Genomic DNA, 22,601 nt, shown 5'->3' with positions numbered 1-22,601 from the left:
TCATATACCATCTAATACAGTGCAATACTCATCCATATAAATATGGGATAACAATAATACCCAATAAGACACTATTATATATTACGATAGTTGAGCTTAATTGAATTTAAGAGTGAGATATGCTTTCTCTCCTCAATTATTATGCTCAGGACCGTCTCCCTGGTGTTTCTGTTCTTTGTGCCCTCAGAGAGCGCCTGATACAGCAGGATAGAATCTTTCTCCAGGTCCAATGCCATGTTTATAGCATCAAGGGGCTCCCTGATGCCCTCCAGGACCTTATCTATGTCCTCGTCCTCTGGAAATACAGATGCATGTACGAGATCATCAATATACTTGCTGGCCTCCATATCAAAAAAGTCAGCTGATTTGTCACCTGCCATCTCGTCTATGGCTACAGACTGAAGTTCCTTAAACCTTTCTTTGTGCTTTAATTCTTCATCTGACAATCTCAAGAATATGGATCTTGCCTCTCCATCTTCAAGTTTTGCGGCAGCTTTTTTATAAAAAGCATTACCCTTGTCTTCCATTTCTATGGCTATGGTGATTAAGTCAAGACTGCTATAGTTTTCCATGTTTTCCCTCCCGATGTTTATTATTCTATAGTTATTATTCTCTATTAAACTAATATTTCCTTCCCTATTTTATAATTTCCTCAATTATTTTTAATTCATCACTTTCCAGAGTTACACCAAAATCCTCATATACTGTTCTTATAAGAGGATCTGGTGGCAGTGCACCTTCTACAACCCTGCTCGCAAATTTGAACCTCTCTATGGCATATGCCATATGCATAGTAAACAGCGTGTATTTGTGGTTATCCAGCTTAATATCCTTCTCCTTCTCAATCATCCTGGCATACTTGTCAAGAAATGGCATGAGTTTTTTCCCTGATAAGAAGTTCAGATTTTCATCAAGGGCATCCATGATCGCCCCATAGACCACTGTCCTGTCTTCATCCTTTATATCTGCCCTGAGTTGAGTACTGCCGGAGATAAGCCTTAAAACCCTTTCCAGGCCATTTCCGGTGACAAACTCCATCAAGTTTATAAATGGAACCCCGGGCATTTCCGGGTTGATGCTGCCGGCAATGGCTGCTATTTGGCGTCCTGCAGCAATCCTTTTCATGTTTTCTACTGCTTTTTTCCTGTCACTTATATTGATTTCTATTACATCTACACCCTCTATGTTGTTCTTCTTGAGGGCCCTTTCTATTACCTCCTTAAGGTACATGGCTGTCCCTTCCCCTGTACTGCAGACGGTAAATATCACCCTTTCCCTCTGTGTACTCCCGTTTACCTCTTTCGATGTCGCAGCTATTAAATTCCTGGTTAAATCCAGTACAGCCCTTGCTACATCGCGCAGCGTAGAATAGGGTAGCATGGACCTGTGGGCAGCCTCTATGAGCGCAGGGGTGCTTACATTGTCTATGGTGATGGTGTTTATCCCTGTGCGCTTCTCTATTTCCTCCCCGAACACCTTAAGTGAGCCCATGTCTACCATTAAAAGTATCCCTTTGCCTTCATCTATGTCCTTGGCTAGGCCGATTGCCCTCTCTAAAATATCTTCGGGGTTGTCATCTAAGCTCATGTCTATGGCCTTCACATGGTCAGTCCTCAAGAGCTTGTTTGCCACATCCGCCATGCCGGTGGCAGTCCCTTCCCCGTGAGCTATAACCATTACCCCTATCTTTTTGGGTCTCTCTTCCCCATTGGTAAGGTAGAGTATCATGCTTATAAACCCGGCCTCATAGGTTGGTATATCCCTCTTTAAAAGGCTCTTTAACCGCTCCACCATGTAAGAGGCCACCCCATACTCCACTGGATGTCCACTCTTGATGTCATCGAGGTTTATGGGGTTTACCTTATTTTTCCTCACAAACATGGAGTTTATGTGAAAGGCTAAGGCTATCAAAGTATCCTCCTTGATGTGGTAATTAAATTTCTTCAACACCTCTTCAGAGAGTACCTTTACGCTGCTTATTATGTCTGCACTTAAAAATCTGGCAAGTTCCTGCTCTTTTATACCTATAGATAATATGCCTTCCCTGTATCTTAAGAATACCTCTTCCAGGTCTTTTAAGAGCCTGTCGGTCATCTCTCCCTTTGATAGCCCATTTCCCCTGTATTCCCTGCTCTTTTCATCCAGATATTCATATACCTCCATAGAAAAATCATATGGGTCTCTTTCGCTTTTCTGCCTCTCAAAAGACGCCCCATCAAACACATAATCCCCATACTTTAAGAGCTTTTCAGCGGACCTCTTTTCATCCCCTGGAGTCAATATTGCCTCCCTTATATTCTCTGGGAGATGGCTTAAGGTTATCCTCATCTCATCCTGGTTTATAAGGTAGTCCAAGTACCCCCTGGATGATATGCGCTCTATGTCCGACTTCAGTTCACCCACATTTCCTGATGGCTTATATAATAGCAGTGAGAGCATAACATCCCGAGCCACCTTAATGGGTCTTTTTACCCGCTCAGCCTCTTTATTAAAAAAGTCAGATATGATCTCCAGTTTTTCTGCAAGGCCCCTTTCCTTAAGGGAAGGAAGTTTTATCATTATAGGAAAACGTCTTAAAAATGTCTCCAGGAGGGCAGACCTGGGGTCCCGGGTTGTGGCAGCAATTATGATGATATCAGCCTTCCTCTCGCTCACCTCACCAAGCCTCCTGTAAAGTCCCCTGTCTATTATGTTAAACAGCATTTCCTGGCCTTCAGGAGGCAGCCTGTGCACCTCATCCAAAAATAATATCCCCCCGCCAGCCTTTTCTACAAGCCCTACCCTGTCAACATCACTCCCGGTGTACGCACCCTTTGCACTCCCAAACAGTATGGACATTAAAAGCTGAGGGTTATTGGAGTAGTCAGCACAGTTAAAGACAACGTAGGGTGCGTCTTCCTTTATGACTCCATTGGCCCTGGCAAAAAGGTACATATGCTCTGCAAATGTGGTCTTTCCTACCCCGGTTTCTCCCAGGAGGAGTGTGGCCAGGCCCTTCGGAGGATAGAGCATAGCTGCCTGTGCCTGTTTTATATACGGGAGGAGGCTGCCGTCATGACCCACCATGTCGCTAAAAATGTCCATATTGATGGTATTTGCAGACCTCTCACTCTTAGGTTTGCTGCCTGTGATTCCATGTTCATCTGCCCAATCCCTGGTAAGATAAAGTGTCGGCCTTCCCTCTATCTTATATACCCTGCCCTCTCTGTACAGGGCATTTAAATCCGCCGAGACGTTATTCCTTGTCAAATTCAGCTTTGAGGCTATGTATTCAGCCGAAAACCCCACATCGTCCTTTATGTCCTTTGTCTTTATCCTGCTGCACTCATCATAGAGAAGTCTATAAACTTTTTCCTTCCTAAGCATCCTAAACCTCCTTAGAGGCTTCCAGAGCCCTCTCTATATGTATGGCAAGGTATCCCACCTCGCCCTCAGGTACATCTCTATCAAGATATCCCTCTATTATGTTTTTAAGTTTATTGGCCACACGGTACGACCTTTTGTATTTCCTCTTTATGGTGTTAATAAGAGGATTATCTATAGGCTTATCCTTATCTACCCTGTCTAAGGCAAACCTCAGGTGGGTGATCAACCTGGCGTAGTCCATACCCGACCTGTCTATTGAGACACCCATCTCCCTCTCTATAGTTTCCACCAGTTCATTTATTATACTGGTGTATTTAACTGTCTTTGACAGGCTGTTATTCTCCATCCCGGCATGTATGTGCATGGCTATTATCCCTGTCTCATCGGCAGGCATCATTACCCCAAGCTTAGCTCCCACCATAAGTACAGCTTTTTCTGCCAGGGCATACTCCTCAGGATATAGCACCTTTAGTTCAGCATTAAACGGATTTTTAATCTCAATGCCCAGTTTTATACGGTCTATGGCAAAGCCTATATGGTCTGCCAGGGAGATGTGGATGTGTTCTGAAAGTTTCTTGCCTGTCTCCTGCTCTATCATCGTGATTATCTCCTCGGCCAGGCCAATCACCTGCTCATCCACAGACTCCAAGAGTCCCTTGAACTTTTCTCTCGTATTGTATTCTAAGACAAATCTCTTCTCTATGCAGGATTCATCAATTGTCTCCATAAATCCAAGGCCGCGTCCTATCAGTATTATCTCTTTGCCCTCCTTTTCTGTCAGGACGACATTATTGTTGAGGACCTTTTTCACATGATACATTTATATCACCAATTAAAATATGATTTGGGTGTAATGAGGATAAATTAGAATACTCTATCCCCTGCTATAAACATCCCTTTTATGTTTATGTCTTCATCGAAAAATATTATGTCCGCCATATTCCCCTTCTTTATCTCTCCCATATCATTAAGCCCCAGGAGTTTTGCCGGGTTATATGACGCCATGCGGACGGCCTCTGGTATGGTGACACCAAGATGTTCTACTGCATTATGCACAGCAGCATCCAGGGTAAGCGTGCTGCCTGCAATAGTCCCGTCAGCAAGCCTGGCCTGGCCACTTTTCACAAAAACCTGCTGCCCGCCCAGATCATATACCCCATCGGCAAGGCCAGCCGCCCTCATAGAGTCTGTGACAAGTATTGACCTCTCTACGCCCTTTATCTTAAGAAGTGTACGTAATGCAGCAAAATGGACATGTACACCATCACAGATAAACTCAGCAAATATGTCACTGTCAAATACAGCCCCAAGGGCTCCCGGCTCCCTGTGGTGAAATCCCCTCATACCATTAAAAGTATGCGTAGAGCTCTTTGCACCTGCCTTTATTCCCTTCATGGCCTCATCATAGGTAGCATTGGTATGGCCCATGGATATCACTGTACCCATATTAGCTAATTTTCTTATAAATTCTACTGCCCCATCTGTCTCAGGTGCAACAGTAATAAGCTTTACAATGCTGTCAAACCCATCACACAGGCTCATAAACTCATCCATTGACGGCATCTTTATATAATCTTCAGGCTGAGCCCCCTTATGCTCTTTAGATATAAAAGGTCCCTCCATGTGAAGCCCAAGTAGCCTTGCCCCCTCCACCTTACCCATGGATTCACCCACAGTCCTTACCGCCCTTTTGATATTTTCCCCGGGCATGGTCATGGTGGTAGCAAGAAAACCTGTCACACCACTCGCAATAAGAGCCTTAGAAAGCCCATTTATTGCATCAAAGCTGGCATCCATGGTGTCATAACCATTCCTCCCGTGCATATGGATCTCTATAAACCCCGGTGAAACGTACATTCCCCTGGCATCTACTCTCCTAATACCCACGGGGACAGCGTCCCTGAGGTCTACTATCCTGTCCTTATCTACGATTACAACACTATCCACAATCTGGCTTCCAGCAATAACCCTACCATTGGTTATGGCAAACATATTTATCCCCCCAAAAATTGTGTTATAAATTCCGATAGAACATCTTCTTACAATAGAATCATATATGCAATCTCACTTAATAGCGACCACCATTATAGTATCCACACCTGCCTCGACGTCCCCATACCTCTTCTCTATGGACTGGATAATCTCTCCATTGGTCAATATAACCGGGGTTACCGCAGATTTACCTGAAGACTTTAACTTATCCAAGTCAACCTTTATAAGCGGTGTACCCACAGTAACAACATCTCCCTGTTTTATAAGTGCTGTAAAACCGTCCCCCTTGAGTTCCACAGTGTCTATCCCTATATGAATAAGGGTTTCCAGGCCCTCCTTACTCCTTAACCCTATGGCGTGAAGCGTAGGGAAAAGCTGCAAAACTTCACCGTCCACCGGTGATACAATAAGTCCGTCAGTAGGCTCTATCGCCACGCCATCACCAACCATCTTCTGGGCAAAAACCGGGTCTGGTACATTTCCTAAATCAACTATTGTCCCATTTACAGGTGAAAAAATATCCACTGTATTATGTCGTTTAAAAAAGCCGAACAATGCAACCATCCTTTCCTTTGTTCTACCCTATTATAGCATATCCAAAAATTACAGGGGAGGTCTTCCTCCCCTGTAATTTTTACATCATTTTCTGCATTTCCTGAACAATCAGGTCTGCCTTCGTGCCTACCACCACCTGAAGGCTGTTTTTGCCCATGTGGACCACGGCTGTTGCACCAATCTTTCTCAGCCTGTCATCAGATATAATGGAGTCGTCTTTTACTCCAAGCCTGATCCTGGTGACGCAGGCCTCCAAAGAGACTATGTTATCCTTTCCTCCTAGTTCCCTTAGGTAACCCTCTGCCATTCTCTTAATGTCCTCATGAGTTTCGCTTTTGCTCTGTACTGGTGCGTTACCCATTATCTCTGCTGCCGGGTTTACAAACTCCCCATCGGTAGCAAGGCGTCCGGGTGTTGGAAGGTTGAATTTTGTGATAAACCAGTAAAACACAAAGTAATATATGAAAAAGTACACAACGCCTATCAGCAAGAGCAGCAGCGGTTTGGAGGCTATGCCGTAGCTCAATACATAGTCAATAAGCCCTGCTGAAAAACCAAACCCCGAGCGAATCCCAAGGGCATAGGTTACTGCCAGTGATATACCCGTCAGAACTGCATGTACTACATACAGCACAGGAGCAACAAATAGGAATGAAAACTCTATCGGCTCAGTAATGCCGGTGAGGAATGCGGTCAGCGCTGCTCCTATCATAAAACCTGATATGGCTTTCCTGTTCTCCGGCCTGGCCGCTCTTATCATAGCAAAGCATGCTGCAGGAAGGCCAAACATAAATATGGGGAAGAAGCCTGTCATAAATATGCCAGCAGTAGGATCACCAGCAAAGAACCTGTTGAGGTCTCCAGTTACAACCTTGCCTGCAGTATTAGTAAATGTTCCAAATACAAACCATACCAGGCTGTTTATTACGTGGTGCAGGCCAAGCGGTATCAGCAGCCTGTTCAATATCCCATAGATAAATACGCCAAAAACTCCTGCACCTATTATCCATTGTCCAAGGCCGTTTATCCCCGCCTGTACAGGAGGCCATATAAAGCCAAATAATATACCAAGTATTAGTGCTGTGACCGCCGTGATAATAGGCACAAACCTCTTTCCACCAAAAAAGCCCAGCCAGTCCGGAAGCCTGATGTCATGATACCTGTTATACAGGTAACCGGCCACAAGGCCCATTATTATGCCAGCCAGTACACCCATGTTTATGTCTTTATTCATTATGCTAGTAACCCTGGTAAGGACCAGATAGCCTACCGCACCGGCCAGGCCTGCCACACCGTCATTCCCCGCTATGCCTATAGATATACCTATGGCAAAAAGCAGGGCCAGGTTGTCAAATATAGCACCACCGGCATTCGTAACCACAAGTATGTTGAATACATCAGGTGCTCCAAGCCTTAAAAGCAAAGCTGCGGCTGGTAAAACAGCTATAGGGATCATCAAAGCCTTACCGATTTTTTGCAGCTCGCCAAGAAAGCCCTTACTGTTCATAGATGATACCTCCTTATAATTTAAATTTAGGCAAATAAAAAGCTGAAAAGGTGACCATCCACCCTTTCAGCTCATGCCTCCAAATTTTAGAGTAACACGCTGATACTGATAAATCTATCGAGTTCTATAATCAGAGTATCACATGAAGAATTATATGTCAATATGGAACTATCCATTCATTAATGCCTTCTCCGCTAATGCCCTGGCTTCTTCCATGGTAGTATTCCTTATGACATCTTTTACCAGTGGTATAGATGAGGCGCTCATGCTGAATACATCCAGTCCCAGTCCCAAAAGTATCTTTGTGGCTTCCGGGTCACCAGCCATCTCACCGCACATAGCTGTGTATATGCCATGTTTGTGGGCCTGTTCTATACAGTACTTTATGAGCCTCAATACGCCGGGCTGGAAGTAGTTATAATAGCCCCTTACCCTCTGGTTACCCCTGTCCACCGCCAGGGTATATTGTGTAAGGTCATTAGTGCCTATGCTAAAGAAGTCCACCTCGCGGGCCAGTATATCGGCTGTGAGGGCAGCGGATGGGATTTCTACCATTATACCCACCTCAATGTTGAGGTCATACGGTATACCATTGCTCCTGAGCTCACTTTTGGCTTCTTCCAGCAACTTATTGGCCTTCCTTACCTCTTCTATATCGGATATCATAGGATACATTATGCTTACCTTGCCATAGGCGCTGGCCCTCAATATGGCCCTGAGCTGAGTTTTGAATATCTCAGGCCTATCTAAACAAAACCTTATAGCCCTCCAACCAAGGAATGGGTTTTCTTCTTTTTCAAGGCCAAGGTATGGTATGTCTTTATCTCCGCCGATATCCAGAGTCCTTATGGTCACCCTTTTGCAACCCATCGACGTGACAACTTTCTTATATGCCTCAAACTGTTCATCCTCAGTGGGCAGGTTGTTCCTGTCCATATAAAGAAACTCTGTCCTGAAAAGTCCTATCCCCTCTGCACCGTTGGAAAGAGCTGCCTCAACATCCTTGGGAGTACCTATGTTTGCTTCCAGCTCCACCTTTCTCCCATCTCTGGTAAGTGCCGGGAGTGTGGTAAGGCTCTTGAGCTTTTCCTTATACTCCTCGTATTCTTCCTTTTTTTTCATGTATAAACTGAGGGTGTCATTGTCAGGGTTTAAATAGACCTCTCCCTCATTGCCATCCACAATAACAATGTCGCCGTCTTTTACCTGATGGGTGACATCGCCAAGTCCAACCACAGCAGGTATTTCCATCGTCCTGGCCATAATAGCCGTATGAGAGGTCTTACCACCCTCATCTGTCAAGAAAGCCTCAACCTTTGACTTATCCATTTGGGCGGTGTCTGACGGACTGAGGTCCCTTGCAACAACAATGGTACCATTGGGAATTTCTGAGAGGTCGTATATCTGTCCACGCAGATTTGATATTATCCTGTTCCCGACATCTTTTATATCTGCAGCGCGTTCCTTAAGATATGTGTCTTTCATTGCATCAAACATTTCTGCATATTTTTTTACTACTTCAGCCACCGCATATTCCGCACTGGTCCCTTCCTTCTCTATATACGACCTTATCTCTGGTATAAACTCAGGGTCTTCCAGGATCATTATATGTGCATCAAAAATAGTTGCAGCGTTTTCGCCCATTTCCTTAGCGACCTTATCCATGATCCTTTTTAATTGCCCGATGGACGCGGCTATGGCTTCATCCAATCTTGCGAGCTCTTTCTTCCTATCCTCTACAGTGGCCTTTTCTATCTTAATATCCTTTTGAAGAAGATAGGCCTGGCCAATGGCAATACCAGGTGAAGCTTTTATGCCCCTCATGTTACCCTACTCCTCACCAAATTTACTTTCGACCAGTTTAACAAGAGCTTCCAATGCTTCCTTTTCGTCCTCACCGTTTGTCGTGATTTTTATCTTAGTGCCTTGAGAGACACCCAAAGACAAAATTCCCATTATGCTCTTGGCATTTACCTGCTTTCCATCCTTCTCCACTTTAATGTCGCATTTGTATTTGCTGGCTTCCTGTACAAACAGAGCAGCAGGTCTTGCATGAAGCCCCGTCTTATTAAGAAGTGTAACCTCTCTCTCCATCTTCAGTCTCCTTTCAGTAAAATTTCACACCTTTTATTATATACTATTTTGTATTTATAATTAAAGATAGGAAAATTTTGAATAACGTTTGCCTGCAAAATTTCTTCTATGATTTTTTTGCCAGCAGTTCCATTGCAGCCTCCCTGTCTATTATCACTGTTGTGTCTGGATGAAGGTGTAGGAATGATGCTGGCACTCTGGTAGTTACGCTGGTGTCACTCAAAAGTTCTGCCATGATTACAGCTTTTTCCCTGCCACTGGCGAGGAGCAGTATTTTTTTTGCCTTCATTATTGTACCCAATCCCATGGTAACCGCTTTTTGAGGGACATTGTTTAGATTGCCAAAAAATCTGGCATTGGCCATCCTTGTCTCCTCTGTGAGTATTGTGACATGAGTCTCAGTAATCAGCTCATCTCCCGGCTCGTTAAAGCCTATGTGTCCGTTTCTGCCTATGCCGAGTACCTGGAGGTCTATTCCCCCCACCCTCTGGATTTCCTTGTCATACTCTTCACAAAATTTGTCAATGTCCGTGGCTGTACCACTGGGTATGTGTATATTCTCCGGCTTTATGTTTATATGCTTAAAGAAGTTCTCATGCATGTAGTAGTGATAGCTATGTTCATCCTCGGGAGAAAGACCATAGTATTCATCTAAGTTAAATGTAATGACCTCCGAAAAGTCCAGACCCTCTTCCCTGTGCATCCTTATAAGCTCTTTATACATCCCCAGTGGTGTCCCCCCTGTGGCCAGGCCAAGCACCAGGCTGGGTTTTCTTCTTATCTCTTCTGCCACCATCCTGGCTGCAGTCCTGCTCATCTCTTCATAGGTCTCTTCTATAACTGTCTTCATTATAATACTACCTCCCATCCCTGTAAATATTTACAACATATTTGAATGTATCAGAACGGTAGAATGAAACCTCATAAAACACTGGCTTATCCGATATGTTGACGCTTTCTACCTTTAGGAGCGGTATACAGCCATCTGTCTCCAAAATCTTCTCCAGATACGAGTCACTCATAACAGCCTCAAAACCTGCACTTGAACAGGTTACCTCTATGTTGTATTCCTCTCTCAACAACCGGTACAGCGAGCCAGTCAGGTCTTTTTCGTCAATTCCCGGAGCATACCTTTCAGGTATATAGTCCGACTCTATAGCCACAGGAACATTATTTGCACACCTCAATCGGGTAATTTCAAACAACCCCTCCTGCTCATCAAGCATAAACCTGTTATGTAGGTTGCCTACCACAGTCCTCTTGAGGTCTATCACTGTTGTCGATGGTACCATGCCCATGTTCTTTACCATCTCTGTAAAGCTCATTATATTTTTCTGTTCAATCTTTGGCCTGGCCACAAAGCTCCCCCGTCCTCTTTCCCTGATGATAAGGCCATCGTCTTCCAGTTCCTTTAAGGCCTGTCTTACAGTCATGCGGCTTATGCCGTACTTCTCAGAATATTCCCTTTCAGATGGTATTATTGAACCTGGTTTCAATACTCCGCTCTCTATGTCGTCTTTTATAATATTTTTAAGTTGAAAATAAATAGGTATAGGACTTTTCTTGTCGATCTCCATATCCACCACCTTGATTATTATAACATATATATGTATAGTTGTATAGACCATTTTAAGTGAAATAAAAACTGCAGCACAGTTTTTATTTGGGCGTAAGAACACATTTGAGCATAACATACCGCATCAGATGTGACCCTAAAGAGAATCCATGATGCTCTTGAATTTGCAGCAAATAAAGCAGGGACATCCAGCATGGACGCTGGATGGAGGCATACACTGTGAAATGCAGTGGCAAAGTAGTCAGCTTCTATTTTACTAATCTATTATACTCTACCACTATTTTGTCGGTAATAGGTGAATCCTTAGGTATGCCGCATATTTCTTCAACAGCGCCGGCTACACCTCTCTCTCTTATAATTCTTTGCATTTCCACGGCCTGGCCATCTCCCTCATAGTCAAACCTCAGTGCAGCCGCTATGCCTTTTATAAGGGCCTCGGGAAGCTCCCCAATTTCCACACACTGCATGAGCGGTGTAATGAGCCTGTCATTTGGTGAGAGCTTTCTCATGGGGTCCCTGCCCACTCTTGTTACCTCATCTTGAAGAAATCTGTTTCTGAACCTGTCTATGATCCTGCCGCTATATTCCTTAAGTTCGTCTAACGTAAAGGCATCGTGCCTTTGGGCCAGGCCATACGCCATCTCCTCCTGTGCCTTTTTTACAACAGATAGGATCTCTTTGTCGGATATGGCCTCGTCAATAGTCTTATGGCCTTTGAGATAACCCATATAGGCCGTTACAGCATGGGCGCCATTCAGCAGAAAAAGTTTCCTTTCCAAGTAAGGACTCAGTCTATCCACTATCGCTGCCCCGTCTATGCTCAGGTCTGTTTTAAGGTTTCCCCTCTCTATATCCCACTCAAAAAACTTCTCTACAACCGCATCAAGGGGACCCATGTCACTGGTCCGGAAATTAGGAGCTATCCTGTCAACAGCCACATTGGCAAACCCTATAAATTTTTCCGCATACTCCTTTTCTCCCTCATTCAAAAGCTCCATAACCATCCCTTTAAGTGTATCCGTAGCATAGAGGGCATTTTCACAGGCCATTATATTCAACGGACTGCATCTTCCCTTTGTCATCATGCGTCTTATGCCTTCAGCCAGTATCTTTGCCACGCCACCCAGATGGTTTACCCCTACAGCAGTTGTTATAAGGTCAGAAGTCTCCACCTCATCAATGCATTCATCGGAGTTTAGCATAACACCTCTTACATTCTCTACATCCTCCGTGCTGACCTCCGTCCCAAGGATGTGTACACTATATCCCTTCTCCTCATTTAACCTTTTCACAAGGTCCTCTACAACATCTGCAAAGACCACCTCATAGCCAGATTTGTAGAGAATAAGACCTATAAATCCTCTACCTATGTTTCCTGCTCCAAAATGGAGGACCTTCATCACAGTACCTCCCTTTCAATGGTGTTTATAACTTCTTCAGGGTCTTTGGCTGATACCAATTTTTTTACATTATCTATCTCTGAACACACTATGGCAATCTTAGAAAGTATATTCATGTGTTCGTCCCCTTTCCCTGCGATCCCTATCACCAGATATGCCTTCCCTGCACCAAAGTCAACACCTTGAGGATACTGGGCGATAACTATACCGGACCCTTTTATATACTTTACATATTCGCTCACCGCATGGGGGATGGCCACGCCGTTTCCAATATAGGTAGATATATCCTCTTCCCTCTTTATCATTCCCTCTATATATTGTTCTTCTACATATCCGTTTTCAACCAGCTTCTTGCCTACCCTCTTTATGGCTTCAAATCTTTCCTCTGAGGGCAGGCCGAGCATGACATTATCAGCAGTCAATACTTCCATGATATCACCACTCCTATTTCTTATTGAATACATTTAATATTGCTTCTCTTATTTCCTTTATATCCCCCATTTTTAACACATTCAAAAATTTATCATCTTCTATAAGGGCCGAACTTATTCTACCTAAAAGTGCAATCACTTCAGGTTCTTCTCTGGCAGAAGCCAGCATCACAAGGACCGTAGAGACTCTCTCCACATTAAATCCTATGCTCTTCATATTTAGAGGCTTTACAAGCCTGAAAATACCCACATAACTTTTAAATACAGCCTCAGACCTGCCATGGATGAGGGCAAACATCTCACCCGGAAGCGCCACGCTTCCCAGTTTTTCCCTCTCCAGTATCACCCTTTTCACTTTTTCGGTGTCATTGCATATACCCGCATCTCTGGCCGTTTCGGCTATGATGCCAACCATCTCAACAAGGTTTTCAGGGTTAATGCTCTCCAGGGTGATGTTTCTTAAAATTTCGTCAGCCTTGACACTTACCTCATAGTCTACAGAAAGTGTATCTTCGCTTTCATCATATGACATATTGGTATAGTTTATATCAGAGTGTGATATATATTCTCTGATGTTTTCAATGTCTGCTGCAGAGAGAAAAGGCGAAACCACCACATGCCTTTCTGTCGTATTGAGCGGTACCGTGGATATTAAAATATCGTAGTCGGCCTCTTTTATACCCTCCACCGGAGAAATCCCCATTATCTTAAGCTCTGGAAGCTCCTTTCTGATCCTTCCGGCAAGCAGCTCTGCAGAGCCAATCCCGTTTGGACACACTATCCTCACCCTGAGCCTGCCCCGTTCGTAATTCCATCTTTCTATGGCAGCGCCCATATGCATGGTAATGTACCCCAGTTCCTCTTCTGGCATCTCATAACCGTATGGTTTAAATATTCTTTCTGTCACGCCACTGACAATACTAAAAAGCTCCCTGTACCTTTCTTTAATCTGGGCAAGAAGGGGGTTTCTTATGGCCAGGCCGATGCTCACCCGGTATATGGCCGGCTCTAAGTGTTGAGCCAGTCCCGAAATGAGGTTCCTATCATTTTCTATTGGTATTCCGATAGCATCTCCTACACCTCTTGCCATACTGTAGGCCAGTTCCATTGTTGTAATCCCCAATGGCAAAAGTTTGGAGTCCTCTGTCAGTTGAAGCTTAGCCCCCTTAAGGTGCAGGGCAAGATATACCTCCTCATCCTCTTTTATTAAATCCTCTGGCAAAAGCCTACGAAGTATTTTCTTTACAATTCTGTATTCCCTGCTGTCTGCAAGCTCGTCCTTCCTTTCAACGCATACCGTCTTTCCCTTTTTAGCCCTATCAACGGAAAGGATAACATGAAGCAAAAAACCGTAAAAAGAAGCCTCATCCAGAGGGGGGTCCATCTCTCTCAATTCTTCCTTAAGGATTGCCTTTGCCTTTTTAATATCTTCCATGTGAAACCAGTGGTTTAATATATCCCCGTATCCACCATTTATCCTGTTTTCCATCATATATATCATGTTTCCTGCCGGCACAAAATCGTAGAGAAGCTCAACAAGAGCTTCTCTTTTATCCTTCTCATTTCCTGAAACCTCTACGCCATAGCCTCTTCTGCGGATAAGATTCAAATTCCGCTGCTTAAACCATCTCTCCAGCCTGTCAAGATATATGCTTATACTGCCCTCTACCACGTTCAGCTTGTGGCTGAAGTAAGCCATCTTTATCGGGCCATTCGAGCGCAAAAGCTCCAGTGCAATATATATTTCTCTCTCCCTGGGGTTTAAAATCCATAGCTGAGGCAGCTTACCCAAATTTTTGAGCGAATTTTCTATATCTCTTCTACTGCCAGAAAGCGTGACCCTGCCTGAATCCACCTTCAAACCGACATTAAAGGTTGACAGGTATTCCCTGATGTCATCCAGGTCTCTCCTTATGGTCCTTTCACTAACACCAAGGGCTTTTGAGATCTCATCCATGTCCATATTGTTGTCCCTTGCTATCTGCTTTAATATATACTGCTGCCTCGAGGTTAATTCCATTTATACCACCACTATTTCTTTATATTCTTAAGGTCGTATATAAATGAGTCATAGGTCTTGCTGTCTAAGAAATTCTCTACGATGTATATCTTGGCGTCCGGCACAACCTGCCTTGCCCTGTCTGCAAGGCTTTTCTGTGTAAATATCACGTCAGCGTCCTTTGATATCTGGTTTACCGGGCTGTGTTCCACCCTAATGTCAAATCCGGCCTCTTTTAACTTCTTCTTTAATATAGACTCGCCCATTGCTGAGGACCCCATACCAGCCTCGCACGCAAACACAACCAATTCTGGCATATCTGTAAGGGTCTCAGCCCTGGTAATGCCCTTACTCTGCTGTTTTAAATCCTGCACCATATTCTTTGCCATATTCAAGCTCTCGGCGTCCATTGTCTCCTCTGACGCTCTCCTCACAAGCGGTGAAGCTATCAGGAATGAAACCACTGTACCAACTGCTATGCCAAGCAATACCGGTATAAGCCCACCTTTAGGTGCCATAGCAATTTCAGCAAATATACTTCCCGGAGATGGTGTGGCTACCAAGCCAGCATGGGTCAACATAAATGTAGCATCGGCAGCCATCCCGCCACCTATAACAGCCAGTATAAGTATGGGATTCATCAGGATATATGGGAAATATATCTCATGTATGCCGCCAAGGAAGTGTATTATTATTGCCCCTGGTGCTGATTCCTTTGCATTGCCTCTGCCAAAAATCCAGTAGGCAAGGAGTACGCCAAGGCCTGGCCCAGGGTCAGTCTCCAGCAGGAAGAATATAGACTTACCCATCTGCTGAACCTGTTCTACGCCTAATGGCGCCAGTATACCATGGTTTATCGCATTATTAAGGAACAATACCTTCCCTGGTTCAATAAATATAGCTATAAGAGGAAGAAGTCCCTTTGCAGTTACCCATTGAGCTGCTGTGCCAAGTGCTGATGAGATGCTACCCACCACAGGTTCTACTACCAGAAACGCCAGTATTGCAAGGGCACCACCTATGATACCGCCAGAAAAGTTGCTGACCAACATTTCAAAACCCGTTGGCACCTTATCCTTGACAGACTCATCAAAGACTTTAATCACATAGCCACCAAGCGGACCCATAACCATTGCACCTATAAACATCGGCACCGACGAGCCTATAATAACTCCTGCCGTAGCTATAGCGCCTATTACTCCTCCCCTTATTCCATATACCAGCCTTCCTCCTGTAAAACCAATCAGAAGGGGAAGCAAAAAGTTTATCATTGGATCTACCAGTGTCCCAAGCTTTTCATTGGGAAGCCAGCCTGTTGGGATAAATAATGCCGTTATAAGTCCCCAAGCGATAAAGGCAGAAATATTAGGTATGACCATACCAGCGAGAAAACCGCCAAACTTCTGGAGAGTAGTCCTCGCACTGCCCCCGGCCGTCAAGATAGCGTTGTCCTTTACCATAACCCTTACCTCCTTTAATTTTGTAAATCTGCAAAACCTCATCAATCGTGGCAATAACATAAAACTCTCCCCTTAAACGTAACTCGCGATACTTTTGGCAAGTATCAACCAAAAATGACAAATATGCCCAGATCGAATACATGCCACAGAATATCAAATGGAGTATCGGGAGGGTTAATGTTATAGCACGCTCCTGCGGATCACCTAAAGCAAAATATGTTTTGTCCTCCATATTTTATTAAACATTATATTGTGCATATAGTCAAACAATAGAAAATCAGTATTGTCTGACCATAACGTGACAAAATTAAAGGAGGCGGCCTTTAGTTGCTGTTGCCCCCTCCAGAACTGCTATTATTTCTGTGCATAGTCTGATAATAATACACTATTGACACACATACCCCTATAAGGACAGGTTCCACATCCGATGCTATCACATCAACATCCATTCCTATAAAATCCCCGCCCAGATGGCCCGTCACCTCATCGCCGTTAATCTTCAGACTTATGTCGAAACCAACCACTTCTCCTCCACATCGTCCTGTAACCCTGTCGCCAGCAACATTTACATTTATATCATTACCGTCTATAAAACCACCTAACCTCCCGTATGCACCATATCTTGACAGATTCATATCCAAGTCCTTACCAAAAATTATGCCACCTATCCTGCCTCTTATATACCCCTCGTCAAAATCATAGTCCAAGTCAATATTGGCTCCGCTTATCTGTCCTCCCATCCTGCCTTCCATCTTTCCACTGCCCACCCTCACATGTATGTCATATCCACCAATTATGCCACCTATCCTGCCATCAATTGCCCCCATTTGCAGCACCTGCCTTAAGCAAATCCACTATCTCTCTCGGGTCGCTAAACACATGCTCCGGGTCCAGCTCAAAGAGCTTTTCAGGTTTTTTTGAGCCCCACACTGCCACACCAAAAGATACTCCAGCAGATCTGGCAGCCAAAAGGTCATAGAGACTATCGCCAATATAGATACACTCTTTACTTTTCACACTCAAAATTTCCATGGCTTTTAATACAGGGTCAGGATTGGGTTTGGGCCTTTTAGCATCGTCAGCGCATACTATAACGTCAAAATCATCCCGGACCTCATCCAGTATCTTTTCAGAGGAAAGCTCATGCCTCGTCTTCGATGTAACAATACCAGTCAAAAAGCCCATCTCTTTAATAGAATCCAGTGTCTCACGTACACCAGGGAAAAATGACACCTTATCATATTGCTGTAAGAAATATCTGTCCCACAGCTTAATGGCCTTATCCTTCTCGGCAACCCCAAATATGTCCATGGTCATGCTGCCTGTTATACCCATGCTTACATAGAGTTCTTCTTCGCTGTATTCTATACTGGTAAACTCCATGAGTACCCTCTTTAGTGAGCTTATGATAGCATCAGTTGTATCAATTATTGTTCCATCCACGTCAAACAACACTGCCCTATAGCCCATCCTGTATCCCCCTTAAAATAGTTTAATCCCCTCAAAATAAAGTCTGATGCCATACCCTTTTATATCAATGTTTTGCACACATACCTCAAATCCTTTAACCAATCCACATCCCCAGAACTGCCCATCATAACCGATTTGATTGGCACATGGACCCAGCATGAGGTTGGAAACGTACAGTATTTTACTCTGTCCTCATAATTTACACTTCTAGAAGACCTTTACCCCATCCACTGCAGGTCTGCTCAAAAACGACAATCCCTCCATATAAATCTTAAGTCCCCGTTCCTTTACTTCTATCATACTGTGAACATAGACATCAGTGCCATCAACATTGAGCTTCTTAAACCTCTCCAGTTCCTCATCCTTTGGTCGCCCAACCTCTACAGAAGGGAAGGCACCAGGTACACAGCAGCTATCTGCTGTAACCAACTTAACGGTTATAGCATTCTCTCCTTTCCTTTTAAGGTACTCCTTTACCTTACGGTCAATCACAATATCCATACCATCTCTCCTCACTACTTGGCATTTATTATCTTTCCAAGCTCGTCCATAAGCCTGCCAAACTCTGTAAAGTTGCCCTCCTTCAAAGCATTTATTGCTTTGTTATACGCATCTCTTATCTGCACGATTACATCCGTTGATACTTCAGGTGCAGCAGGTTGTGTCGCTTCTTGCTGGTTGCCAATGAGCTGCCCCAGTGCACCCTGTATGGTGTCAGCCATAACTATTTTTGACCCGTCAGAGACTATTATACGCTTTACCTCTGGTATGCTGTTCTCAGCACTGGATGATATATAGAGTGGTTCTACATATAGTATAGACCTGTCTATTGGTATAACCAATGTGTTTCCACGTATCACCGACGAACCGCTCTGATTCCACAGTGTTATCTGTTGTGAGAGATGGGCATCCTCATCAATACGCGCTTCTACCTCCAAAGGACCATACACGTGGACATTTTTTGGAAACTCATATATCTCAAGGATTGGCTTTTTGGTTTCACTGTCTGTATACCCAGCCATCCATGATATCATATTGTTTTTCGTGGCCGGTGTGTAAGGTACCATAATAATAAATTCTTCTTCACCACTATTGTCAGGCAGCGCCATATAAATATATTGCGACTCTATATCCTGTACCTCTTCCTGATATCTCTCTTTAGCTATGTTCCAGAGGTCTTCCTTGTTATAGAATACCTGTTCATTATCCATGTGGTATGTCCCATATATAACTGACTGTATGTCAAACAGCGTTTGGGGATATCTTATATGTTCTTTTAACCCCTCGGGCATGGCCTCAAAAGGCTTGAAGAGGGAGGGAAATATGCTCTGATATACCTTTATGACAGGGTCATTGCTGTCATATATATAAAAGTCAGTAGAGCCGTCATAGGCGTCAATGACTACCTTGACCGAATTCCTTATATAATTAAACTGCCTGCCATTTATGACAGAAGTCGTGGAGTACGGGAAGTTATTGCTTACCGTATAAGCATCTAACATCCAGTAAAGCTTGCCATTGTCAATCACAAGATACGGGTCTTCGTCATACATAAGAAAAGGTGCAATCCTCTGTGCCCTGTCCATTATATTCCTGTTTATTAATATCCTGCTTTCAGGCCCTATATCACTCGAAAACAGCAGCCTTACATCGCCTGTGTACAAGGTGTATAAAATTCTATTAAAAAATCCCAGTTTTGTGCCAGTCTTGCCGCTATACTCCGTATACACGTTATCTTCTCCCGAACTGGCAGGATAGTCAAACTCTTTTGCATCAGTATTAACGATAACATAGTCATTGGTTAGTTCACCAAAATAGATCTCCGGCCTGTTTATTTGTATACTCCCTTTAGGTGGTATGTCCTTTACAATGAATTCTGGCTGCCCTTCCGGAGTCACCTTGTTTACAGGGGTTACCGCCACACCATAGCCATGAGTGTAGACAAGGTGCATGTTTATCCATGACCTGGCCTGGTCTGAAATCCTGTTCTTATCGAGTTCCCTTGCAGATAGAAAGACTTCTGTTGGCTTACCATCAATATTGTACCTATCAATATCTACGTCGTTAAATCTATAATACATCCGTATGCCCTGAAGTTGATTGTAAACCTGAATCACTGGCCTGTAGTCATTTATACGTATGTTGTCTATGGTATTCCTGTTCATGTTCATATCAACATCGCTTATATCCTGTACATCTCCAAAGCTTATCCTCTTTATGTTATTCACACCATAAGCGAGTTGTGTAAACTCGATATTGTTTTTAATATACGGCTTTTCTCTGTTAAACTCATTTGGCGAAACTACAAAATTCTGGACAACAGCACTGGCTATATATGACACTACCACTACAGCTATAACCAGAAGCGGTCCAGATGCAGTAAGCCTTATGTTTCTCCTGAGGCCGCCTACCGCAAATATGATACCTGCTGCAATACATAAACCTATGAGTATCCTGTTAAAGAGCAGCGTCACGTGTATATCTGTATAACCAGCGCCGTACACTACCCCCAGAGGCGAATTCAAGAGGTTAAATCCTTTTAAATAATAGCCAAAGGAGAGAAGTACAAAAAATACCAGCCCCAGTATGGCGACCTGGTTTATGGCAATCATTATTATTTCTCTATTTGGGATAGACCTGAAGGCATGATTCTCCTCAGAATATCTGAAAAACCTTGTTGCATTGGAATAGTACATGAGCACATATATTATAGCAGTGAGGACTACCAGTATTACAATAAGAAAGAGCAAAAAGTTATAAACACCATTTAAGAATGGCAGCTTAAAGAGATACAGGCTCAGGTCTTTATTAAAAATCGGGTCATTATATCCAAAATCGGCTGAATGCAAGTAGTTTAAAAAGTTTTGCCACATTGTGCTGGCAAGCTCTATGGACATTACTGCAGATATAAGGGCAGAACCCCACAGCACAAAAATATTAAGCCTCTTTGTCTCTTTAGGTGACATTACATCACCTGTATATCTGATATAGTCCCTCTTTATCTTATTAAAATAAAAGTAAAGAAGGAAAAAAATTATTAAAAAGGCAGGGATGCCCAGCTCCAGTTCTGCAAAAAACCGGACAAAAAAAATCTTTCCATAACCTAAGCTGGAGAGCCACTGATAGTTTACTATCAGACCTGCTCCACCTGCAATGATTATAAACAGCATAACTATAACAGCTATCACATATAAAAACCATCGTCCTGACGGACTAAACCTTATTGGCATATCCTGTCTCACCTCACTATTATATTACCACAGAAACGCTCCAATTAAAAATAAAAAGCCTACCATTTCAGGTAAGCTCTATTTCATCATGTATGGCGGAGGAGGAGGGACTCGAACCCTCGCGCCGCTTTCACGACCTACAGTCTTAGCAAGACCGCCCCTTCACCGACTTGGGTACTCCTCCAAAATCTGCTACATTAAAATAATATCTTATTCATGGCGGAGAGGGTGGGATTCGAACCCACGGCCCCTTGCGGAGACACTGGTTTTCAAGACCAGCTCCTTAAACCCCTCGGACACCTCTCCGAGCGACACATCAAAGTATAACATAAATATTCTTTAGTGTCAATACTCTTTACCAACAGACCTGTGTCCGAGACCAATTACAACCTCATTTAGATTTAACAGGCCTATGCCAAAGAATGCACATACAGTAAGGTGTTCTCCATACCTGGCCAGGCCAACCTTCCCACCTACGTTAAATCCGCTTGCCTTTAAGGATACCTCCATAAGTGCATCCCTTACAGCTCCGGCTACCGCTCCTTCACCAACATGGGTATCCGTTACTATTCCCTCACGTTTTGCAGCCACGCATGTCCTCTCCACAATCTTTTGTATCGAGGAGGAAAAATCTCCCCCAAAGTCCACAGCGGCCACCCTAATCCCATTTTCCTGATATTTCGCCTTTAGTTCATGTTCCTCTTCCCTTGTTGAGAGGGCCATTCTTACTGCTATTTTCGCTATATCAACACTGCCTACAGCCATTATTATCAACCTCCAATCGATTTCATTATACCATAAAATCCTGATTCCTTTCTAAAAAATATCATATCAAAATGTGATATGAATCATGTCCTGTCAGACTCGTTGGGGATATACTTACAGTTGCTCCATACACATGGAAATGCTCTCCGCTGAGCTGGAAAACTTCAAGGCAGGGTTGGAGCCGGGTTCCATGTTGCATACATTGATATCGGAGCACGACGTGATACTGAAGTTCCTGGATAGTTTGGACGAGGCCAATAATATGATACAGAATATGGACACATATAAACCTGAGGCTGTAATATTCAAGGAGCTGAGGCATATAGCTGAGCACCTTGTAGAGACAGAAAAGCATCACCAGAGGGAGGAGGATGTGTTGTTCCCTGAACTGGAAAAGAGGGGTATAAGCGGCCCGTCAAGAATAATGAGGATGGAACATGATATGTTAAGGCCGCGCAAGAAAAGACTGAAGGAGATATCGGAAAACGTAGAGGATATTGACTTTGCCGATTTCAAGGGCGAGTTAAACGAGCTTACAAGGTTTATTGTCTTCAACCTGAGAGACCACATATTCAAGGAAAATCACATACTATACCCCACCGCTTTTGAAGTCATTGATGACCCAGAAGTTTGGAAGAAGATGCTCAATGACGCTGACCAGATTGGATACTGCTGCTTCACTCCAGGCAGACAATAATAAACTTTAAAATAGCCCCCTCATAATGGGGATTAATTTTTTTAAAGAGGAAAATGGAA

The 22,601-nt window shown here is 43.7% G+C and carries 20 protein-coding genes and 2 tRNA genes; 1 reads left to right on the top strand and 21 read right to left on the bottom strand.

Annotated elements, in window-relative coordinates:
- Positions 1-74: 74 nt before the first annotated feature.
- The 21 genes from FWJ32_RS03090 to FWJ32_RS02990 all read right to left on the bottom strand — a co-directional run bounded on the left by FWJ32_RS03090 (position 75) and on the right by FWJ32_RS02990 (position 21,845).
- The gene (locus FWJ32_RS03090; protein WP_149544509.1) at positions 75-572 is read right to left on the bottom strand and encodes a ferritin-like domain-containing protein; all 498 of its coding nucleotides are present in this window, start codon (positions 570-572) and stop codon (positions 75-77) included.
- 64 nt (positions 573-636) lie between these two features.
- Positions 637-3,366 (bottom strand): sigma-54-dependent transcriptional regulator, encoded by a 2,730-nt coding sequence (locus FWJ32_RS03085; RefSeq protein ID WP_149544508.1) that lies wholly within the window; start codon positions 3,364-3,366, stop codon positions 637-639.
- A gap of 1 nt (position 3,367) precedes the next feature.
- Positions 3,368-4,186 (bottom strand): PRD domain-containing protein, encoded by an 819-nt coding sequence (locus tag FWJ32_RS03080; RefSeq protein ID WP_149544507.1) that lies wholly within the window; start codon positions 4,184-4,186, stop codon positions 3,368-3,370.
- Between the two features lie 44 nt (positions 4,187-4,230).
- Positions 4,231-5,358 (bottom strand): N-acetylglucosamine-6-phosphate deacetylase, encoded by a 1,128-nt coding sequence (gene nagA / locus FWJ32_RS03075; RefSeq protein WP_149544506.1) that lies wholly within the window; start codon positions 5,356-5,358, stop codon positions 4,231-4,233.
- 72 nt (positions 5,359-5,430) lie between these two features.
- On the bottom strand, positions 5,431-5,922 hold the full coding sequence (locus FWJ32_RS03070; protein WP_149544505.1) for a PTS sugar transporter subunit IIA: 492 nt from the start codon (positions 5,920-5,922) through the stop codon (positions 5,431-5,433).
- A gap of 70 nt (positions 5,923-5,992) precedes the next feature.
- Positions 5,993-7,420: an N-acetylglucosamine-specific PTS transporter subunit IIBC gene (gene nagE, locus FWJ32_RS03065; RefSeq protein ID WP_149544504.1), complete on the bottom strand. Its 1,428-nt coding sequence runs from the start codon at positions 7,418-7,420 to the stop codon at positions 5,993-5,995.
- A 168-nt stretch (positions 7,421-7,588) separates the two neighbouring features.
- Positions 7,589-9,244 carry a phosphoenolpyruvate--protein phosphotransferase gene (ptsP, locus tag FWJ32_RS03060; protein WP_149544503.1) on the bottom strand — a complete coding sequence of 552 codons (1,656 nt, stop codon included), beginning with the start codon at positions 9,242-9,244 and terminating at the stop codon, positions 7,589-7,591.
- 6 nt (positions 9,245-9,250) lie between these two features.
- A complete protein-coding gene (locus FWJ32_RS03055) occupies positions 9,251-9,514 on the bottom strand; it encodes an HPr family phosphocarrier protein (protein ID WP_149544502.1) in 264 nt (87 codons plus the stop codon).
- A gap of 106 nt (positions 9,515-9,620) precedes the next feature.
- On the bottom strand, positions 9,621-10,364 hold the full coding sequence (gene nagB / locus FWJ32_RS03050; RefSeq protein ID WP_149544501.1) for a glucosamine-6-phosphate deaminase: 744 nt from the start codon (positions 10,362-10,364) through the stop codon (positions 9,621-9,623).
- 7 nt (positions 10,365-10,371) lie between these two features.
- On the bottom strand, positions 10,372-11,142 hold the full coding sequence (locus tag FWJ32_RS03045; protein WP_275266213.1) for a GntR family transcriptional regulator: 771 nt from the start codon (positions 11,140-11,142) through the stop codon (positions 10,372-10,374).
- 196 nt (positions 11,143-11,338) lie between these two features.
- Complete coding sequence (locus FWJ32_RS03040; RefSeq protein WP_149544499.1) at positions 11,339-12,490, bottom strand: mannitol-1-phosphate 5-dehydrogenase; 1,152 nt, start codon at positions 12,488-12,490, stop codon at positions 11,339-11,341.
- Positions 12,490-12,921, bottom strand: a complete 432-nt coding sequence (locus FWJ32_RS03035) for a PTS mannitol transporter subunit IIA (protein WP_149544498.1) — start codon at positions 12,919-12,921, stop codon at positions 12,490-12,492. The genes FWJ32_RS03040 and FWJ32_RS03035 overlap by 1 nt, the downstream gene beginning before the upstream one ends.
- 13 nt (positions 12,922-12,934) lie before the next feature.
- A complete protein-coding gene (locus FWJ32_RS03030; protein ID WP_149544497.1) occupies positions 12,935-14,941 on the bottom strand; it encodes a BglG family transcription antiterminator in 2,007 nt (668 codons plus the stop codon).
- An 11-nt stretch (positions 14,942-14,952) separates the two neighbouring features.
- Positions 14,953-16,380: a PTS mannitol transporter subunit IIBC gene (locus FWJ32_RS03025; RefSeq protein WP_149544586.1), complete on the bottom strand. Its 1,428-nt coding sequence runs from the start codon at positions 16,378-16,380 to the stop codon at positions 14,953-14,955.
- A gap of 323 nt (positions 16,381-16,703) precedes the next feature.
- Entirely contained in the window at positions 16,704-17,207 is a 504-nt protein-coding gene (locus tag FWJ32_RS03020) for a hypothetical protein (RefSeq protein ID WP_149544496.1), read from the bottom strand.
- A complete protein-coding gene (locus FWJ32_RS03015; RefSeq protein WP_149544495.1) occupies positions 17,194-17,850 on the bottom strand; it encodes an HAD family hydrolase in 657 nt (218 codons plus the stop codon). The genes FWJ32_RS03020 and FWJ32_RS03015 overlap by 14 nt, the downstream gene beginning before the upstream one ends.
- Before the next feature lie 207 nt (positions 17,851-18,057).
- Entirely contained in the window at positions 18,058-18,351 is a 294-nt protein-coding gene (locus FWJ32_RS03010) for a CC/Se motif family (seleno)protein (protein WP_149544494.1), read from the bottom strand.
- Between the two features lie 14 nt (positions 18,352-18,365).
- Positions 18,366-21,080, bottom strand: a complete 2,715-nt coding sequence (locus FWJ32_RS03005) for a UPF0182 family membrane protein (RefSeq protein WP_149544493.1) — start codon at positions 21,078-21,080, stop codon at positions 18,366-18,368.
- Positions 21,081-21,173: 93 nt separating this feature from the next.
- Positions 21,174-21,264: transfer RNA gene (locus FWJ32_RS03000), tRNA-Ser, on the bottom strand.
- A gap of 33 nt (positions 21,265-21,297) precedes the next feature.
- Positions 21,298-21,386: transfer RNA gene (locus FWJ32_RS02995), tRNA-Ser, on the bottom strand.
- A 39-nt stretch (positions 21,387-21,425) separates the two neighbouring features.
- A complete protein-coding gene (locus FWJ32_RS02990; RefSeq protein ID WP_420837934.1) occupies positions 21,426-21,845 on the bottom strand; it encodes a HutP family protein in 420 nt (139 codons plus the stop codon).
- 85 nt (positions 21,846-21,930) lie between these two features.
- Between FWJ32_RS02990 and FWJ32_RS02985 the strand changes: the two genes are divergently transcribed.
- Positions 21,931-22,542: a hemerythrin domain-containing protein gene (locus tag FWJ32_RS02985; RefSeq protein ID WP_149544492.1), complete on the top strand. Its 612-nt coding sequence runs from the start codon at positions 21,931-21,933 to the stop codon at positions 22,540-22,542.
- Positions 22,543-22,601: the final 59 nt, after the last annotated feature.

It is taken from the genome of Calorimonas adulescens (genome assembly GCF_008274215.1).
Taxonomy (GTDB): Bacteria; Bacillota; Thermoanaerobacteria; order Thermoanaerobacterales; family UBA4877; genus Calorimonas; species Calorimonas adulescens.
Note: the sequence above shows the minus strand (reverse complement) of the source record. Positions and strands in the feature narration are given on the sequence as shown.

Excerpts from the sequence above, each read along its gene's own strand:
- FWJ32_RS03090 (WP_149544509.1), bottom strand. The coding sequence starts at position 572 with ATGGAAAACTATAGCAGTCTTGACTTAATCACCATAGCCATAGAAATG.
- FWJ32_RS03085 (WP_149544508.1), bottom strand. The coding sequence starts at position 3,366 with ATGCTTAGGAAGGAAAAAGTTTATAGACTTCTCTATGATGAGTGCAGC.
- FWJ32_RS03080 (WP_149544507.1), bottom strand. The coding sequence starts at position 4,186 with ATGTATCATGTGAAAAAGGTCCTCAACAATAATGTCGTCCTGACAGAA.
- nagA (WP_149544506.1), bottom strand. The coding sequence starts at position 5,358 with ATGTTTGCCATAACCAATGGTAGGGTTATTGCTGGAAGCCAGATTGTG.
- FWJ32_RS03070 (WP_149544505.1), bottom strand. The coding sequence starts at position 5,922 with ATGGTTGCATTGTTCGGCTTTTTTAAACGACATAATACAGTGGATATT.
- nagE (WP_149544504.1), bottom strand. The coding sequence starts at position 7,420 with ATGAACAGTAAGGGCTTTCTTGGCGAGCTGCAAAAAATCGGTAAGGCT.
- ptsP (WP_149544503.1), bottom strand. The coding sequence starts at position 9,244 with ATGAGGGGCATAAAAGCTTCACCTGGTATTGCCATTGGCCAGGCCTAT.
- FWJ32_RS03055 (WP_149544502.1), bottom strand. The coding sequence starts at position 9,514 with ATGGAGAGAGAGGTTACACTTCTTAATAAGACGGGGCTTCATGCAAGA.
- nagB (WP_149544501.1), bottom strand. The coding sequence starts at position 10,364 with ATGAAGACAGTTATAGAAGAGACCTATGAAGAGATGAGCAGGACTGCA.
- FWJ32_RS03045 (WP_275266213.1), bottom strand. The coding sequence starts at position 11,142 with ATGGTCTATACAACTATACATATATATGTTATAATAATCAAGGTGGTG.
- FWJ32_RS03040 (WP_149544499.1), bottom strand. The coding sequence starts at position 12,490 with ATGAAGGTCCTCCATTTTGGAGCAGGAAACATAGGTAGAGGATTTATA.
- FWJ32_RS03035 (WP_149544498.1), bottom strand. The coding sequence starts at position 12,921 with ATGGAAGTATTGACTGCTGATAATGTCATGCTCGGCCTGCCCTCAGAG.
- FWJ32_RS03030 (WP_149544497.1), bottom strand. The coding sequence starts at position 14,941 with ATGGAATTAACCTCGAGGCAGCAGTATATATTAAAGCAGATAGCAAGG.
- FWJ32_RS03025 (WP_149544586.1), bottom strand. The coding sequence starts at position 16,380 with ATGGTAAAGGACAACGCTATCTTGACGGCCGGGGGCAGTGCGAGGACT.
- FWJ32_RS03020 (WP_149544496.1), bottom strand. The coding sequence starts at position 17,207 with ATGGGGGCAATTGATGGCAGGATAGGTGGCATAATTGGTGGATATGAC.
- FWJ32_RS03015 (WP_149544495.1), bottom strand. The coding sequence starts at position 17,850 with ATGGGCTATAGGGCAGTGTTGTTTGACGTGGATGGAACAATAATTGAT.
- FWJ32_RS03010 (WP_149544494.1), bottom strand. The coding sequence starts at position 18,351 with ATGGATATTGTGATTGACCGTAAGGTAAAGGAGTACCTTAAAAGGAAA.
- FWJ32_RS03005 (WP_149544493.1), bottom strand. The coding sequence starts at position 21,080 with ATGCCAATAAGGTTTAGTCCGTCAGGACGATGGTTTTTATATGTGATA.
- FWJ32_RS02990 (WP_420837934.1), bottom strand. The coding sequence starts at position 21,845 with ATGGCTGTAGGCAGTGTTGATATAGCGAAAATAGCAGTAAGAATGGCC.
- FWJ32_RS02985 (WP_149544492.1), top strand. The coding sequence starts at position 21,931 with ATGTCCTGTCAGACTCGTTGGGGATATACTTACAGTTGCTCCATACAC.